The 15,372-nt window shown below is 70.7% G+C and carries 13 protein-coding genes; 4 read left to right on the forward strand and 9 right to left on the reverse strand.

Annotation, left to right across the window (positions count from 1 at the left end):
• Positions 1-353: 353 nt before the first annotated feature.
• The gene (locus tag ABZV78_RS15820) at positions 354-758 is read right to left on the reverse strand and encodes a cobalamin B12-binding domain-containing protein (protein ID WP_355639114.1); all 405 of its coding nucleotides are present in this window, start codon (positions 756-758) and stop codon (positions 354-356) included.
• A gap of 385 nt (positions 759-1,143) precedes the next feature.
• On the opposite strand from ABZV78_RS15820, the gene ABZV78_RS15825 reads away from it, so the two are divergent.
• Complete coding sequence (locus ABZV78_RS15825) at positions 1,144-1,854, forward strand: M23 family metallopeptidase (RefSeq protein ID WP_355639116.1); 711 nt, start codon at positions 1,144-1,146, stop codon at positions 1,852-1,854.
• Between the two features lie 249 nt (positions 1,855-2,103).
• Complete coding sequence (locus ABZV78_RS15830) at positions 2,104-2,880, forward strand: M23 family metallopeptidase (protein WP_355639118.1); 777 nt, start codon at positions 2,104-2,106, stop codon at positions 2,878-2,880.
• A 59-nt stretch (positions 2,881-2,939) separates the two neighbouring features.
• Here the strand turns inward: ABZV78_RS15830 and pcrA are convergent, their stop codons facing one another.
• Positions 2,940-5,303 carry a DNA helicase PcrA gene (gene pcrA, locus ABZV78_RS15835; RefSeq protein WP_355639120.1) on the reverse strand — a complete coding sequence of 788 codons (2,364 nt, stop codon included), beginning with the start codon at positions 5,301-5,303 and terminating at the stop codon, positions 2,940-2,942.
• Between the two features lie 437 nt (positions 5,304-5,740).
• On the opposite strand from pcrA, the gene ABZV78_RS15840 reads away from it, so the two are divergent.
• Positions 5,741-6,094: a chorismate mutase gene (locus ABZV78_RS15840; protein WP_355639122.1), complete on the forward strand. Its 354-nt coding sequence runs from the start codon at positions 5,741-5,743 to the stop codon at positions 6,092-6,094.
• A 104-nt stretch (positions 6,095-6,198) separates the two neighbouring features.
• On the opposite strand, the gene ABZV78_RS15845 is transcribed toward ABZV78_RS15840, so the two are convergent.
• The 5 genes from ABZV78_RS15845 to ABZV78_RS15865 form a co-directional block, all read right to left on the reverse strand.
• On the reverse strand, positions 6,199-7,215 hold the full coding sequence (locus ABZV78_RS15845) for a dipeptide ABC transporter ATP-binding protein (protein ID WP_355639124.1): 1,017 nt from the start codon (positions 7,213-7,215) through the stop codon (positions 6,199-6,201).
• Positions 7,208-8,236, reverse strand: a complete 1,029-nt coding sequence (locus tag ABZV78_RS15850) for an ABC transporter ATP-binding protein (protein ID WP_355639136.1) — start codon at positions 8,234-8,236, stop codon at positions 7,208-7,210. Before ABZV78_RS15850 ends, ABZV78_RS15845 begins: the two co-directional genes overlap by 8 nt.
• A gap of 25 nt (positions 8,237-8,261) precedes the next feature.
• Positions 8,262-9,248 carry an ABC transporter permease gene (locus ABZV78_RS15855; protein WP_355639126.1) on the reverse strand — a complete coding sequence of 329 codons (987 nt, stop codon included), beginning with the start codon at positions 9,246-9,248 and terminating at the stop codon, positions 8,262-8,264.
• Positions 9,241-10,167 (reverse strand): ABC transporter permease, encoded by a 927-nt coding sequence (locus tag ABZV78_RS15860; RefSeq protein WP_355639128.1) that lies wholly within the window; start codon positions 10,165-10,167, stop codon positions 9,241-9,243. The genes ABZV78_RS15855 and ABZV78_RS15860 overlap by 8 nt, the downstream gene beginning before the upstream one ends.
• Before the next feature lie 147 nt (positions 10,168-10,314).
• Positions 10,315-11,958 (reverse strand): ABC transporter substrate-binding protein, encoded by a 1,644-nt coding sequence (locus ABZV78_RS15865; protein ID WP_355639130.1) that lies wholly within the window; start codon positions 11,956-11,958, stop codon positions 10,315-10,317.
• A gap of 430 nt (positions 11,959-12,388) precedes the next feature.
• Here ABZV78_RS15865 and ABZV78_RS15870 point away from each other — a divergent pair, with 430 nt between their 5' ends.
• Positions 12,389-13,123, forward strand: a complete 735-nt coding sequence (locus ABZV78_RS15870) for a PIG-L deacetylase family protein (protein ID WP_355639132.1) — start codon at positions 12,389-12,391, stop codon at positions 13,121-13,123.
• A gap of 27 nt (positions 13,124-13,150) precedes the next feature.
• Here the strand turns inward: ABZV78_RS15870 and ABZV78_RS15875 are convergent, their stop codons facing one another.
• Together ABZV78_RS15875 and ABZV78_RS15880 are read right to left on the reverse strand one after the other, a co-directional pair.
• Positions 13,151-13,831, reverse strand: a complete 681-nt coding sequence (locus ABZV78_RS15875; RefSeq protein ID WP_355639134.1) for a response regulator transcription factor — start codon at positions 13,829-13,831, stop codon at positions 13,151-13,153.
• A 2-nt stretch (positions 13,832-13,833) separates the two neighbouring features.
• On the reverse strand, positions 13,834-15,114 hold the full coding sequence (locus tag ABZV78_RS15880; RefSeq protein WP_355639138.1) for a PspC domain-containing protein: 1,281 nt from the start codon (positions 15,112-15,114) through the stop codon (positions 13,834-13,836).
• Positions 15,115-15,372 lie beyond the last annotated feature (258 nt).

Here is a 15,372-nt window from a genome sequence, read left to right on the forward strand (position 1 = left end):
AGTTCGTAGCGGCCGACACGACCACGCCCGGCTGAGGTGACGACCCGCCGGGGCTGATCCGTTCACGTCATCAAGTTCGTAGCGGCCGACACGACCACGCCCGGCTGAGGTGACGACCCGCCGGGGCTGATCCGTTCACGTCATCAAGTTCGTAGCGGCCGACACGACCACCCTCGGCTTCGGCGGCCGGCACGCCAGCGCCGCCGGCAAAGGACGCAGCCGACTGGGAACGAAGCGACCCCGTCGGAAAGGAGGCGGCACCGCCCCGATGAGACGCGGCAACGCCAGGAAGGAACGCGGCGCCGCCGGGCCGGGGCGTCAGCGCCGGCAGGGACTCCGCCGGCGGCGACGGATCAGGCGACCGTCTGGGCGACGTTCTCGCGGACCCACTCCACGATCGACTGGGTGGTGGCGCCGGGGGTGAAGATCTTGGCGACGCCGAGCCGCTCGAGTTCCGGGATGTCGGCGTCCGGGATGATGCCGCCGCCGAAGACCACGATGTCGGCCGCGTCGCGCTCGGCGAGCAGTTCGAGCACCCGCTTGAAGAGCGTCATGTGCGCACCGGAGAGCACCGAGAGGCCGACCGCGTCCGCGTCCTCCTGGATCGCGGTCTCCACGATCTGCTCCGGGGTCTGGTGCAGGCCGGTGTAGATGACCTCCATGCCCGCGTCACGCAGGGCACGGGCGACGACCTTCGCGCCCCGGTCGTGGCCGTCCAGGCCGGGCTTCGCGACGACGACCCGGATACGAGAGCTCATCAGCGCACACCTTTCACCGGCTCCGGACTCCTGACCTGAACGAACGGTAACCCGCCCTGCCCGGGGCCGGAAACCCGGGCTGCGCCTTACCGCCCGGCCTCGCGGGCCGGAAGCCGGACACCTCCGCCGATCGGTCACTGTCCGCGACGAACGGGCGGTTGCTGGGCCACCCGACCGGGGGCACGAGCTATGACAAGAGCGGATGGAAACGGACAGAACGAAACGCCAATTCGGCGCTTCGGCTTGTGACGGGAGTGGCGGTTGGCTAACGTGTCCACGGTTGTCATCAGGTCCACGGACGGGTGACGACGCGACACCGGAGGTTCGACGGAGCTTCACCGAACGGTCCGAGGTCGCATCGGATCCCCGACAACGGAGGGTGTGCGTGCGCCAGCGCCTGTCGTCTGAGCCCGATAGATATCGCGGCCGCCGCCGCGTACCCACCCCCCCGCGGAGCCGCTACGCCGCGGTCGTCACCACCGCCTTCGTGGGCGCCGGCATCGTCGCTCTCGGCGCGAACGCCCTCCCCGACGCCAAGAGCGTCAGCCCGTCGGTCCTCGACGAGCTCAAGCAGGCCTCGATCACCAGCCAGGACGCCGCGGCCCGGGCCGACAGCGCGGACGTCGCCAGCCGTGACGGCCGCGGCGGCAAGACCGCCGCCGAGCAGGACACCTGGCTGCTCCCCCTGCACGGCTACGACTTCCAGTCGCCCTACGGCATGCGCTGGGGCAAGCTGCACACGGGCATCGACCTGGTCGCCCCGGAGGGCACGCCCTACCAGGCGATCCACGACGGCCAGGTCACCAAGGCCGGCTGGTTCGGCGGCTACGGCTACGCGGTGATCGTCCAGCACCCGGACGGCAGCGAGGCCATCTACGGCCACTCCTCGGCGGTGACCGTCAAGGAGGGTCAGCAGGTGAAGGCGGGCGACCAGCTCGGCCTGGTCGGCAACACCGGCCACTCCTACGGTTCGCACCTGCACCTGGAGATCCATGTCAACGGCGAGCCGCGGGACCCGGTGCCGTGGCTCGGGGAACGCGGAGTGGACATCCAGCTCGAAGTCGAGGCAATCTACGGCGAGGTAGCCGCGTCCTGACACTGCGTACCGCCCGTTGACCGCCCGGATCAGTCGATCCGGGCGGTTTCGTCTGTGCCAAAGTCTGCTGGGTCACAGCGCCGATTGTGGGCGGCGCCACAGCCACGCATGATCCTTTTCCGCCGCAAATCGCCCCTCTCGGCGGAAACCAGGAAAGTCGCGTCACCGGCCTCGCCGGTCCTCCGGAACCCCATACCCGGCCCGACCCCGGCCGACACCAGTATTTCGAGGTCACGTGCCCCTCGACTGATGAAGGTTTCCGTGCAGGAAGACAGCTCCATCCAGAACGAGAACACCCCGGACATCGCTCCCGCCCGGCACCGGCGGCAGCGCCCGGTCCGGCGTACCGCATATTTCGTCGTCGGCGCGGTGGCCCTGCTGGGCCTCGGTGTCGGCGGCGTCTCGGCGGCGACCGTCGACCACGGCACCCCGACCCCCGCCGCGGTCGATTTCGACGCCCAGGCGCGCGCTGAGGCCGCCGCCCGCGCCGACCGCTCGGCCCGCGAGTCGACCGCCCCGGTCACCCCCTCGGCCACCGCGTCGCCGAGCCCGAGCACGGCCAGCCCGAAGCCGACGAAGACCGCCTCGGCCAAGTCGAAGCCGAAGCCGACCACCAAGCCGAAGCCGGCCTGGGTCATCCCGATGAAGGGCGCCGAGATCACCTCCTGCTTCGGGCAGCGGTGGGGCACCCTGCACGCGGGCATCGACTTCGCCCTGCCGGCCGGCACCCCGATCCACGCCGCCGCGGCGGGCATCGTGGTCAAGGCCGGCGACGCCGGCGACGGCTACGGCAACTCGGTCTTCATCGACCACGGCAACGGCTACCTGACCCACTACGCCCACCAGAGCCGCCTGATCGTCAGCGTCGGCGACGGGGTGAAGGCCGGCCAGGTCATCGGCTACGAGGGCTCCACCGGCGACTCCACGGGCCCGCACCTGCACTTCGAGGTGCACAAGGGCGCCATGTGGAACCAGATCGACCCGGCGCCGTTCCTGCGCGCCCGGGGCATCAACGTGGCCTGCTGACGGCCACGGCACGAGGGAGGGGCCCGGTCCGGCGCGTCGCGGGCCGGGCCTCACTCGGTTCAGAGCTTGTCGATCGGGGCGTGCCGGAGGACCAGCCACATGGTCTGGTCGCCGAAGTCGATCTGCGCCCGCGCCCCCGGGCCCTGCCCCTCCACCGCCAGCACCCGGCCGAGGCCGTAGCGCTGGTGGTTGACCCGGTCGCCCACCGCGACCTTGGGCGCCTGCTTGAGCTCGCTCGCGGTGGCGAGCCGGCTGGCGTCCACCCCGAGCCGCTTGGCGAGCTGGGTCGCCTTGGGCGTGCCCCCGGTGAAGCCGCCGCGCCCGCCGGGCACCCGGTCCGCCCGGCCGCCGACGCCGCCGCCCCCACCGGCCCACGAGGTGTACGACCCCTCGGTGCGCTCCCAGCGGACCAGCTCGGTCGGCAGCTCCTCCAGGAAGCGCGACGGCGGGTTGTAGGCCGGCGCGCCCCAGGCCGAGCGGGTGACCGCCCGGGACAGGTAGAGGCGCTGCCGCGCCCGGGTGATGCCCACGTAGGCCAGCCGCCGCTCCTCCTCCAGCTCGCGGGTGTCGCCCAGCGAGCGCAGGTGCGGGAAGACGCCGTCCTCCAGGCCGCTCAGGAACACCACCGGGAACTCCAGCCCCTTGGCGGTGTGCAGCGTCATGAGGGTCACCACGCCCTGGTGGTCCGGGTCGTCGGCGGGGATCTGGTCGGCGTCGGCGACGAGCGCCACCTGCTCCAGGAAGCCGGCCAGGGTGGCCCGCTCGTCCTCCTCGCCCAGCGCCTCGATCCGCTCGGTGTACTCCCGGGCGACGCTGACCAGTTCCTGGAGGTTGTCCACCCGGCCGGCGTCCTGCGGGTCGAGGCTCTCCTCCAGCTCGGCCAGGTAGCCCGAGCGGGTCAGCAGGGCCTCCAGCACCTCCTCCGGGGTGCCGGTGGCGGCCAGCTCGCGCGCGTCGTCGAGCAGCGCGACGAACTCGGCGATGCCGTTGGCGGCCCGGGTGGAGATCCCCGGGGCGTCCTTGGCCCGGCGCAGCGCCGCGCCGAAGGAGATCCGGTCCCGGCCGGCCAGCGCCTCCACGCACGCCTCGGCCCGCTCGCCGATGCCCCGGCGCGGGGTGTTGAGGATCCGGCGCAGGCTGACCGTGTCGTCGTCGTTGACCACGGCGCGCAGGTAGGCCAGCGCGTCACGGACCTCCTTGCGCTCGTAGAAGCGCACCCCGCCGACCACCTTGTAGGGCAGCCCGACCCGGATGAACACCTCCTCGAAGACGCGGGACATGGCGTTGGTGCGGTAGAAGACGGCCACGTCGCCCGGGCGGGTGTCGCCCGCGTCGACCAGCCGGTCGATCTCCCGGGCCACCCAGTCCGCCTCGGCGTGCTCGGTGTCGGCCACGTAGCCGACGATCTGCTCGCCGGCCCCGGCGTCGCTCCACAGCCGCTTGGGCTTGCGCGAGGTGTTCCGGTCGATCACCGCGTTGGCGGCGTTGAGGATGGTCTGGGTGGAGCGGTAGTTCTGCTCCAGCAGGATCGTCCGGGCGTCGGTGAAGTCGCGCTCGAACTCCAGGATGTTGCGGATGGTGGCGCCGCGGAACGCGTAGATCGACTGGTCGGCGTCACCGACCACGCAGAGCTCGGCCGGCGGGACGCCCTCCGTGCCGGAGACCAGCTCCTTGATCAGCACGTACTGGGCGTGGTTGGTGTCCTGGTACTCGTCGACCAGCACGTGCCGGAACCGGCGCCGGTAGCTCTCCGCGACGTGCGGGTGCGACTGGAGCAGGTGCACCGTCGTCATGATCAGGTCGTCGAAGTCCAGCGCGTGCGCCTCGCGCAGCCGCCGCTGGTAGAGCGTGTAAGCCTCGGCCAGCGCCCGCTCGTTGGGGCCCTTGGCGCGGCCGGCGAACTCCTCCGGGTCGACCAGCTCGTTCTTGAGGTTGGAGACCTGGGCGGCCAGGCCGCGTGCCGGGTAGCGCTTCGGGTCCAGGTCCAGCTCGCGGGCGACCAGCTGCATGAGCCGGCGGGAATCGTCCGCGTCGTAGATCGAGAAGGTGGACTTGAGGCCGGCGTGCTCGTGCTCGGCGCGCAGGATCCGGACGCACGCCGAGTGGAAGGTCGAGACCCACATCAACCGGGCACGCGGGCCGACCAGGGCGGCCACCCGCTCCTTCATCTCACCGGCGGCCTTGTTGGTGAAGGTGATCGCGATGATCTCGCCGGGGTGCACGTCCCGCGCGGCGAGCAGGTAGGCGATCCGGTTGGTCAGCACCCGGGTCTTGCCGGAGCCGGCGCCGGCCACGATGAGCAGCGGGGAACCGGCGTGGGTGACCGCGTCCCGCTGGGGACCGTTCAGGCCGGCGAGGAGGGCCTGCGGGTCCTGTCGAGCCGACGGCTTCGGGTCGCGGCGCGGCGACGGGCCGGCCTTCATTCGGTCCGGAGCGCCGTCTAGCGGCGCGGAGGCCGAATTATGGCCGCCAGCCGAGCCGGAGTCGTCGTGGGACCCGGGTCGGTGCGGCGGGGTCGCCCCGGGCTCCGGCGCGGGCGGGGACGCGGGGATGTCGAAGAGAGGATGCATCGCACGGCGAGTCTATGCCGACGGCCGGACACTTCCCGCCCACGCGGCACCGGACGAGACGAAGGCGTCACGTCCCACCTGTTGGCGGGTTTCCTTGCCGTCCGGCCCGCGGGTCGGCATACTCGACGGCGTGTTCGGTCAGCGCTTCTACTTTTACTACGGCACCGGGAGTCCGGCAGCCGTGGGTCGCGCCTGATCACAGACCTACGAAAAGCCCCGGGCTCCTGGAGCCCGGGGCTTTTCCGTCCCGGGATCCGGGTACCGGGCCCGAGACCCCGAGGGGTACGACGATGATGACTGACGTGGTGGAGTCCAGCGGGAGCCTGGCGCCGCACGACCGACCCGCCGGCGGTGACCCGACCGGGGCCGCCGCGGCCCGGACCGGCACCGACGACTCGGCGGCGGCCGAGCGGATCAGCGGGATCCGGGAGCGGATCGACGAGATCGACCGCACGATCATCGCGCTCTGGCAGGAGCGGGCCGCGCTCTCCCAGGAGGTCGGCGCCACCCGGATGGCCTCCGGCGGCACCCGGCTGGTGCTCTCCCGCGAGCGGGAGATCCTGGAGCGGTTCCGCCAGGCGCTCGGCGCGGACGGCACCCAGCTCGCGCTGCTGCTGCTGCGCGCCGGCCGCGGGCCGCTGTGAGGCGTGCCGGCGGCGCGGGAGTCCCGCGGCGGTGCCGACCGGGACCGGATACGACGAACCGCCTGCCGGCGTCGGGCTGACGCCGGCAGGCGGTCCGGGGTGGATCAGGCCGCCTCGTGGGTGGCGACGATCTCCCGCTTCTCCGCGAAGTGGCAGGCGCTCGGGTGGTCCGAGCCCCGCCGGATCTGGAGCAGCGGCACCTCCTGGGCGCAGATGTCCTGCGCCTTCCAGCACCGGGTGCGGAACCGGCAGCCCGAGGGCGGGCTGACCGGCGAGGGGACGTCACCCTGGAGCCGGATGATCGCCTTGCTCTCCCGCACGGTCGGGTCCGGCACCGGCACCGCCGACAGCAGCGCCTGGGTGTAGGGGTGGGTCGGCCGCTCGTAGATCTCGTCCTCGGTGCCGACCTCCACCATCTTGCCCAGGTACATCACGGCGACCCGGTCGGAGAGGTGACGCACGACCGACAGGTCGTGGGCGATGAAGACGTACGAGAGGCCGAACTCGCCCTGGAGCTTCTCCAGCAGGTTCATCACCTGCGCCTGGATCGACACGTCCAGGGCCGACACCGGCTCGTCGCAGACGATGACCTCGGGCCGCAGGGCCAGCGCCCGGGCGATGCCGATGCGCTGCCGCTGGCCGCCGGAGAACTGGTGCGGGTACCGGTTGATGTGCTCCGGGTTGAGGCCGACCAGGTCGAGCAGCTCCTTGACCTTGTCCCGGCGGGACCGCTTCGGGGCCACCTCGGGGTGGATCTCGAACGGCTCGCCGATCAGGTCACCGACCGTCATGCGCGGGTTCAGCGAGGTGTACGGGTCCTGCATCACCAGCTGGATCTGCCGGCGCAGGCGCCGCAGCGCGCCGCCGGAGAGCTTGGAGATGTCCTGGCCCTTGTAGAGCACCTGGCCGGCGGTCGGCTTCTCCAGGTTCATGAGCACCCGGGCGAGCGTCGACTTGCCGCAGCCGGACTCGCCGACCACGCCGAGCGTCTCGCCGGCCTTCAGGTCGAAGGAGACGCCGTCGACCGCCTTGACGTGCCCGATGGTCTTCTTGAACACCACACCCCGGGTCACGGGGTAGTGCTTGACCAGGTCACGGACCTCGATGATGTTCTCAGTCACGGTTCACGAGCTCCTCGGCGAAGTGGCAGGCGCTGGCCCGGCCGCGGCCCAACTGCAGCAACGGGGGCACCTTCTCCCGGCACACCGGCTGCGCCATCGGGCAGCGCGGGTTGAAGGCGCAGCCCGGCGGGATGTTCATCAGGTTCGGCGGGAGGCCCTTGATGGTGCGGAGCTCCTGCCCCTTCTCGTCCATCCGCGGGATCGAGTTGAGCAGGCCGAGGGTGTACGGGTGCGCCGGCTTGGCGTACAGGTCGTACACGTCGGCTTCCTCGACGATCCGGCCGGCGTACATGACCGCGATCCGGTCCGCGACGTCGGCGACCACGCCGAGGTCGTGGGTGATCAGGATCATGCCCATCTGCCGCTCCCGCTGGAGCTCGCCGAGCAGGTCCATGATCTGGGCCTGCACGGTCACGTCCAGCGCGGTGGTCGGCTCGTCGGCGATCAGCACCTCGGGGTCGAGCGCCAACGACATGGCGATCATGGCGCGCTGCCGCATGCCACCCGAGAACTGGTGCGGGTAGTTGCTGTACCGACCCTTGGCGTTCGGGATCTTCACCTGGTCGAGCATCTCGACCGCGCGCTTCTTGGCGTCCGAGCGGCTCATGCCGCGCCGGATGCGGAACTGCTCGGCGATCTGGAAGCCGACGGTGAAAACCGGGTTGAGGGCGGAGAGCGAGTCCTGGAAGATCATCGCAATGCCTTCACCCCGGATCCGACGCCGCTGCTCGGCGGACATCTTGAGCATGTCCTTGCCGTGGAAGCGGACCTGGCCCCCGGTGACGAAGCCGGGCGGAGTGTCGAGGATGCCCATGATCGTCTGCGCGGTGACGCTCTTGCCGGAGCCGGACTCGCCGAGCACGGCGAGGGTCTCTCCCGCGTCGACGTGGTACGTCACCCCGTTGATGACCTTGGCGACGCCGTCCCGGGTGCGGAACTCCACCCGCAGGCCGTCGACCTCGAGCAGGCGGCCCGAGGGGCGGCCGGATCCGTCGGCGCCCGGCGCGGACTGCTCGGACACGAGAATGTCGGACAACTCAGTTCCCCTATCGGAGCTTCGGGTCGAGGGCCTCGCGGACCGCCTCGCCGAGCATGACGAAGCTCAGCACGGCGGTGACGAGGAACGCGGCGGGGAAGAACAGCAGGAACGGCGAGACCCGGATGTAGTTCTGCGCCTCGCTGATCATGATGCCCCAGGAGACGACCGGGCTCTTCAGGCCGATGCCCAGGAAGGACAGCGTGGCCTCCGCGCCGATGAACGAGCCGACCATGATCGTGCCGTAGACCAGCAGCGGGGCCAGGCAGTTCGGCAGCAGGTGCTTGAGGATGATCCGACCGGTGCCGGCGCCCAGCGCGCGGGCCGCCACGATGTAGTCGGCCTCCTTGGTGGCGAGCACCGAGGAGCGCATGAGCCGCATCACGACCGGCCAGCTCAGCACGGTCAGGGACATGATGACCAGCCCCATGATCTGCCACTCGTTGTTTTCGGTGCCCGAGCCGTTGAACGTGGTCAGGATGACGATCGAGCCGAGCACGAACGGCAGGCCGAAGAAGATGTCCGCGATCCGGGAGAGCAGCGCGTCCACCCAGCCACCGCGGTAGCCGGCGATGATGCCCATCGCCCCACCGATCAGGAGGGTGCCGATGGTCGACAGCAGCGCCACCACGATCGAGGCGCGAGCCCCGTAGATCACCCGGGCGTACACGTCGCGGCCCTGCACGTCGTAGCCGAACCACGCGTCGGAGGACGGCTCGACCCGGCTGCGGGACAGCGCGCCGTTGACGGCGTCACCCGAGGTGAACAGCGACGGGAACGCGGCCATCACGATGAACAGCACGATGAAGGCCGCCGAGATCCAGAACAACGGCTTGCGGCGCAGGTCGCGCCAGGCGTCACCGAGGAGGCCGCGCGGCTTCTGCTGCTTCTGCGCGCTCTCCGGCAGGCCGGCGTTGACGGGCGCGCCGGAACCGGCCTCGGTCGGCATGGTCGCGGGCGGCGTCGAGACGATCGACGCGGTACTCGGGTCACTCATAACGGATCCTCGGGTCCAGGGCGGCGTAGAGCAGGTCCACCAGCAGGTTCATCACGAGATAGACGAGCACCAGCACCACCACGATGCCGACAACGGTAGCGCTCTCCTTGGTGACGATGGCCCGCAGCACCTGGCGGCCGATGCCGTTGATGCCGAAGATGCCCTCGGTCACGATCGCGCCGCCCATCAGGGCGCCGAGGTCGGTGCCGAGCAGGGTCACGACCGGGATGAGCGAGTTGCGCAGCAGGTGCACGCCGACGACCCGACGCATGGGGAGGCCCTTGGCGATGGCGGTGCGGACGTAGTCGGCCCGCCGGTTCTCGGCGATGCTCGTCCGCGCCACCCGGGCGATGTACGCCATCGAGGCGCTACCGAGCACGAAGCCGGGCACGATCAGCTCGCTGAACCGCATCTCGTTCGAGACGGTGGGGTTGATGATCCCCCACTTGACGCCGAGCAGCCACTGGAGCACGAAGCCGATGACGAAGACCGGCAGCGCGATCAGGAAGAGGGTGGAGATCAGGACCAGGTTGTCCAGGAAGCCGTTGCGCCGGAGACCGGTGAGGACGCCCGCGCCGAGACCGATGATGGCCTCGATGGCGAGCGCGACCACCGCCAGCTTCAGGGTGTTCGGATACGAGGTGGCGATGATGTCGCTGATCTCGCGACCGCCGAACGTGATACCGAAGTCGCCCTGGAAAAGGTTCTTCATGTAGCTGGCGTACTGCACCCAGATCGAATCGTCGAGATGGTACTTCTCGGTCATCATGGCCCGGTAGTTCGGGGGGCAACCACGGTCGCCGCACTTGCCGGCGAAGGGGTCGCCGGGCACCGACCAGACGAGCCAGTAGATCAGGAACGTCGTGCCGATGAACACCGGCACGAGTTGCAGCAGCCGTCTCAAGAGATAACGGCCCATGGGGTGGTCCTCCAGACAGGGGGTGTGCCGGGGCGGCCGACACGAATGGTGACAACGTGCGAGGGGTCCGTTGTACACCCCCTCGCGGAACGGCCCCGGGTCGGGCTCACCGGTAGGCGAGCCCGACCCGGGGTCAGACCGTTCGGATCAGAGCTCGACCGAGGTGATGTCGAGCTCGCCGACGTTGGACAGCTCCAGCTTCTTGATCTTCTCCGAGTGGCCGGACTGCTCACCGCTGAAGTAGATCGGCATCGCCGGGACGTCCTGGTCGATCAGCTTGGTCGCCTCGGCGAACTTCTTGTGGGCCTCCTCGAGGCTGGGGGCCGCGGAGGCCTCCTTGGCGAGGGCGTCCACCTGCGGGTTGCTGTACTTGCCGTCGTTCGAGGAACCGCCGGTCACGTAGAGCGGGTTGATCCAGTTCTCCACGTCCGGGTAGTCCTGCTGCCAGCCGGCGCGGTACAGGCCGGTCATCTTGTAGGCGTTGATGTTCGCCCGGAAGACCGCGAAGGTCGGCACGCCCACGGCGACCGCGTCGATGCCCAGGTTGGTCTTGATCTGCTGGGCGACGGCCTCCATCCACTCCTTGTGGCTGGCGTCCGCGTTGTACGACAGGGTCAGCTTGCCCTGGAAGCCACCGGCCTGCTGCAGCAGCCGCTTGGCCTCGGTCGGGTCGAACTTGCAGGCGGTGCAGTCGCCCGGGGTCGCACCCGGGGTCAGCGGGTTGGCCCAGCTGTCGGCCGGCTTGCGGTTACCGAAGAAGATCTTGTCGGTGACCTCCTGCCGGTTGATCGACAGGGAGATGGCGCGACGCAGGTCCTTGTTCTGGAACCGCTTGTCGTAGATCGGGAAGGCGATGATGCCGTTCGACGGGACGGTGGTCTGCACCGCCCGGTCGCCCAGGTCGGTCTTCCACTTGTCACCGGCCAGCGAGGAGACCGGGACCTGCTGCTGGAAGTCCAGGTTGCCGGCGAGCAGGTCGTTGTAGGCCGCCGTGTCGTCCTGGTAGATCTTGACGGTGACGTCCTTGATCTTCATCTTGTCGCGCAGGCTGTAGTCGTCGAAGCGGGTGAGCTTCAGCTCGACGTCGTCCTGCCAGGAGACGAGCTTGACCGGGCCGTTACCGATCGGCTTCTTGCCGAACTCCGCCGGAGTGGTGGCGAAGAAGGCGTCGGGCAGCGGCATGAAGGCGCTGTAGCCGAGCTTGGTCGGGAACACGGCGGTCGGCGCGGAGAGCGTGACCTCGAAGTTCCAGTCGTCGATGACCTTGAGGCCGGACATCTCCTTGGCCTTCGGCTCCGCGGCCTTCTTCGGGCCCTCCGGGCCGTCCGGGTCCTCGGTGTAGGTGTCGCCGAAGCCCTGGATGTCGGAGAAGAACGAGGCGTTCTGCGCGCCGTTCGGGCCGTAGGCCGCCCAGTTCCAGGCCTTGACGAAGCTCTCGGCCTTGACGGTGGTGCCGTCGTGGAACTTGGTGTTCTGCTTGATCTTGATCTTGAAGACCTTCGAGTCGCTCGTCTCGATCGACTCAGCAAGCAGGTTCTGCGGGGCCCCACCGTTGTTGGGGTACTCGACCAGGCCGCTCCACACCCAGTCGATGATCTTGCCGCCACCGGTCTCGGTGGTGTTCGCCGGAACCAGGGGGTTCTCCGGCTGGGTGCCGTCGATGACGATCGCGCCGTCCTTGCTGGCGCTGGCGTCGCCGCCGTCGTCGTTGCCGCTGGAGCAGCCGGTCGCGACGAGCGCGAGTGCCGCGCCCACCGCGAGCGCGCCGCTCGCCCGCTTCGAGACTCTCATTCCGAGGGGCCTCCTCTTTCTAACCTGGTTCCGTCGTGGGTTTCACGCACGTTTGGGGGGTGACACCGCCGACGACCCGAACCACAGGTCGCCGGTTACCGCAGAGGAAATCGGGACACCCCAGGGGTACCGATCCGCCGGGCGCCACACCCTTCGACGAAGACACCGCGCAGGGTCGACGGCCACGCGCCGTCGCGTGGAGGCGGCGTCACGTGGTCGGTGGGCCCGACGGGGTGCCTCACACCGGGGGGTGAGGTGCTGCCACTGTGACACTCACCAGCCCTTTGCGTGAAGGTGCCGTTATCAAGACGTTAGTTGCCCGCCACGTTGCCGATACTTGAGAAAAGATCATGAAAGGCCCGGCTCCTACCCCTCTGAACAGGTAAGACACGGCCACACGGGGCGAGACCACCCGCGTAGGCTCAGCGCCGTGAGCTTCCCCGCGTCCGCTCCGGCCCTTCCCGACGTCCGCCGAACCCTCGCGGTTTTTGCCCATCCGGATGATGTCGACTTCGGCTGTGCGGGCACCATAGCCGGCTGGGTGGATGAGGGTATCGAGGTCGCCTACCTCATCGCCACCCGCGGAGACTCCGGCGGCTTCGACAACACGCCGCGCGAGAAGATGCCGGCCCGGCGCGAGGCGGAGCAGCGGGCCGCGGCCGCAGCGGTCGGCGTGCACCGGGTCGACTTCCTCGACGGCCACACCGACGGCATCCTCAGCCCCAGCCTGACGCTGCGCCGGCAGATCAGCGCCGCGATCCGCCGGTTCCGGCCGGACCGGGTGCTCACCAGCTCGCCGCTGCGGCGCTGGGAGCACCTGGCCGGCCCGAGCCACCCCGACCACCTGGCCGTCGGCGAGGCCGCCACCTGCGCCGTCTACCCCGACTCGCGCAACCGCTTCGCCTTCCCCGAACTGCTCGACGAGGGGCTGGAACCGTGGGTGGTCCGGGAGATCTGGTACGCCGGCGGGCCCGGCCCGGACCACGTCGTCGACGTGACCGACCAGGTCGACCGCAAGATCGCCGCGATGGAGGCGCACCGGTCGCAGACCGCCCACCTGGACGTGCCGACCTGGGTCCGGGACCGGCTCACCACGATGGCCGACAACGCCGGCCTCCCGACCGGCCGGCTGGCCGAGGCGTTCACCGTGCTGCGCACCGAGTGACGCCCCGGGCCGGCCCGGCCGGGCCGGTCAGACCAGCCGGCGGTCGGCGGCCCAGCGGGACAACTCGTACCGGTTGGACATCTGGAGCTTGCGCAGCACGTTGGAGACGTGGGTCTCGACCGTCTTGATCGAGATGTAGAGCTCCCGTGCGATCTCCTTGTACGCGTACCCCCGGGCGAGCAGCCGGAGCACCTCGCGCTCCCGGTTGGTGAGCTGATCCAGCTCGGGGTCGGCCACCGGCGCGTCCGGCCGGGACGCGAAGGCGTCCAGCACGAAGCCGGCCAGCCGCGGGCTGAACACCGCGTCCCCGTCGGCCACCCGCCGGATCGCGTCGGTCAGCTCCTCCGGCGAGATGGTCTTGGTGACGTAGCCCCGGGCGCCGGCCCGGATCAGCCCGATCACGTCCTCGGCGGCGTCGGACACGCTCAGCGCCAGGAACCGCACCTGCGGGTGGGTACGCCGCATCGCCTCCAGCACCGCCCGGCCGCCGCCGTCCGGCATGTGCACGTCGAGCAGCACCACGTCCGGTTGCATGGCCGCGATCCGGGTGACCGCCTCCGCCACCGTGCTGGCCTCGCCCACCACCTCGACGCGCGCGCCCAGCTCGGCGCGGACGCCGGCCCGGAACATCGCGTGGTCGTCGACGAGGAACACCCGCAACCGCCCGTCCCGGGGTGCCGCGCCCTCGACCGGTTCCTGCTCGACCATGGTCATCTGTCCCTTTCCGCCGTGGAGCCGGAGCCGCTGATCGGCAGGATCAGCCGGACCTCGGTCCCCTCCCCCGGCTCGGACCGGATCTCCGCCCGGCCACCGTGCCGCTTCATCCGTCCGATGATCGAACCCCGGACGCCGTGCCGGTGATCCTCCACCGTATCCGGGTCGAAGCCCTTGCCCCGGTCCCGGACGAAGACGCTCACCTGCTCCGGCTCCACCTCGGCGTAGAGCGAGACGGTGCGTACCTCGGCGTGCCGGGCCGCGTTGACCAGGGCCTCCCGGGCGGCGGCGACCAGCGCCCCGACCCGCTCGTCGGTCTCCCGGTCGCCGACCACCACCGTCTCCACGGTGATGGCGAACGTGTCCTCCACCTCGGCGGCGGCCTGCTCCAGCGCGGCCGCGAAGCGCTCGGTCGGCGAGGCGGTCGGCTTGTAGAGCCAGTTCCGCAGCGACCGCTCCTGACCCCGGGCCAGCCGCTGCACCGTCTTGACGTCGCCGGCGTTGCGCTGGATCAGGGCGAGGGTGTGCAGCACCTGGTCGTGCACCATGGCGGCCAGCTCGGCCCGTTCCTGCTCGCGGATCCGGCCCTCGCGCTCCGAGCGGAGCTGGTTCCAGGTGCGCCAGAGCACCGGACCGGTCACCACGCCCACCCCGGCCAGCCCGACCAGCGCGAAGATGATGCCGTTGAGCACCGCGTCGAAGTTCTGCGCCGGCGAGTAGACCGCCGCCACGCCGATGATGCCGACCGCGACGAGCACCCCGCCGCCGATGAAGCGGAGCACGAACGCGCGCCGGTCGCTCTCCTCCACGACCGCGCCCAGCCAGGGCACCGCCATGGAGCCGCCCCACTGCCGGCGGCGCTCCGGCGCGGACTGGTGCCAGATCACCCCGGCGCCGACCGCGATGATGGCGACCAGCCAGCCGGCGGTGCCGGCCGCGCCCACCGAGTCGAAGGCGACGACCTGGAGCAGCAGCACGCCCAGCCCGATCGCCACGAAGGGCAGCAGCTGGGCGAGGTCGCGGCGGGGCGGGACGGCGGTGTCGCCGGGCCGGGGCGGGACCACCGCCCAGAAGGCGGCGTAGAGCAGCAGCCCGAGACCGCTCAGCCCGAGCAGCACCATGAAGGCCACCCGGACGCGGAGCACCGAGATGCCCAGGTGTTCGGCGAGGCCGGCGGCCACCCCCGCGGCCAGCCGGTGCTCGGTGGCCCGGTAGAGGCGCGGGGGGTGCGGGGTCACGGTGCTGGTGATCGGAGGCTCCCGGGTCGGGGACGGCATGCCGGCGACGGCCGACGTCCCGATCGTCACACGGCCGGACCGCCCCGGACCACGGGGACGCCCCGGACATTCGCGGGCCCGGGATCTCAGGGTGGGGTCAGGGTCGGGTCCTGAGGACGCTCGGGCGGCCGGGGCAGCAGGATCGGAGGCATGACCGAGGACGCTGCCCGTCCGCCCCGCCCCGGGGCGGCAGCACAGGACGGGCCACCGCCACCCCCGCCGGGGCCGGCGCCCACCGCCGCCGACGCCACGGCGCCC

This window comes from Micromonospora sp. NPDC004540 (assembly GCF_040610095.1).
In the GTDB taxonomy this organism is placed as follows: Bacteria; Actinomycetota; Actinomycetes; order Mycobacteriales; family Micromonosporaceae; genus Micromonospora.

Coding starts and splice junctions, on each gene's coding strand:
- ABZV78_RS15830 (WP_355639118.1), top strand. CDS start 2,104: ATGAAGGTTTCCGTGCAGGAAGACAGCTCCATCCAGAACGAGAACACC.
- ABZV78_RS15840 (WP_355639122.1), top strand. CDS start 5,741: ATGATGACTGACGTGGTGGAGTCCAGCGGGAGCCTGGCGCCGCACGAC.
- ABZV78_RS15875 (WP_355639134.1), bottom strand. CDS start 13,831: ATGGTCGAGCAGGAACCGGTCGAGGGCGCGGCACCCCGGGACGGGCGG.
- ABZV78_RS15820 (WP_355639114.1), bottom strand. CDS start 758: ATGAGCTCTCGTATCCGGGTCGTCGTCGCGAAGCCCGGCCTGGACGGC.
- ABZV78_RS15880 (WP_355639138.1), bottom strand. CDS start 15,114: ATGCCGTCCCCGACCCGGGAGCCTCCGATCACCAGCACCGTGACCCCG.
- pcrA (WP_355639120.1), bottom strand. CDS start 5,303: ATGAAGGCCGGCCCGTCGCCGCGCCGCGACCCGAAGCCGTCGGCTCGA.
- ABZV78_RS15865 (WP_355639130.1), bottom strand. CDS start 11,958: ATGAGAGTCTCGAAGCGGGCGAGCGGCGCGCTCGCGGTGGGCGCGGCA.
- ABZV78_RS15855 (WP_355639126.1), bottom strand. CDS start 9,248: ATGAGTGACCCGAGTACCGCGTCGATCGTCTCGACGCCGCCCGCGACC.
- ABZV78_RS15860 (WP_355639128.1), bottom strand. CDS start 10,167: ATGGGCCGTTATCTCTTGAGACGGCTGCTGCAACTCGTGCCGGTGTTC.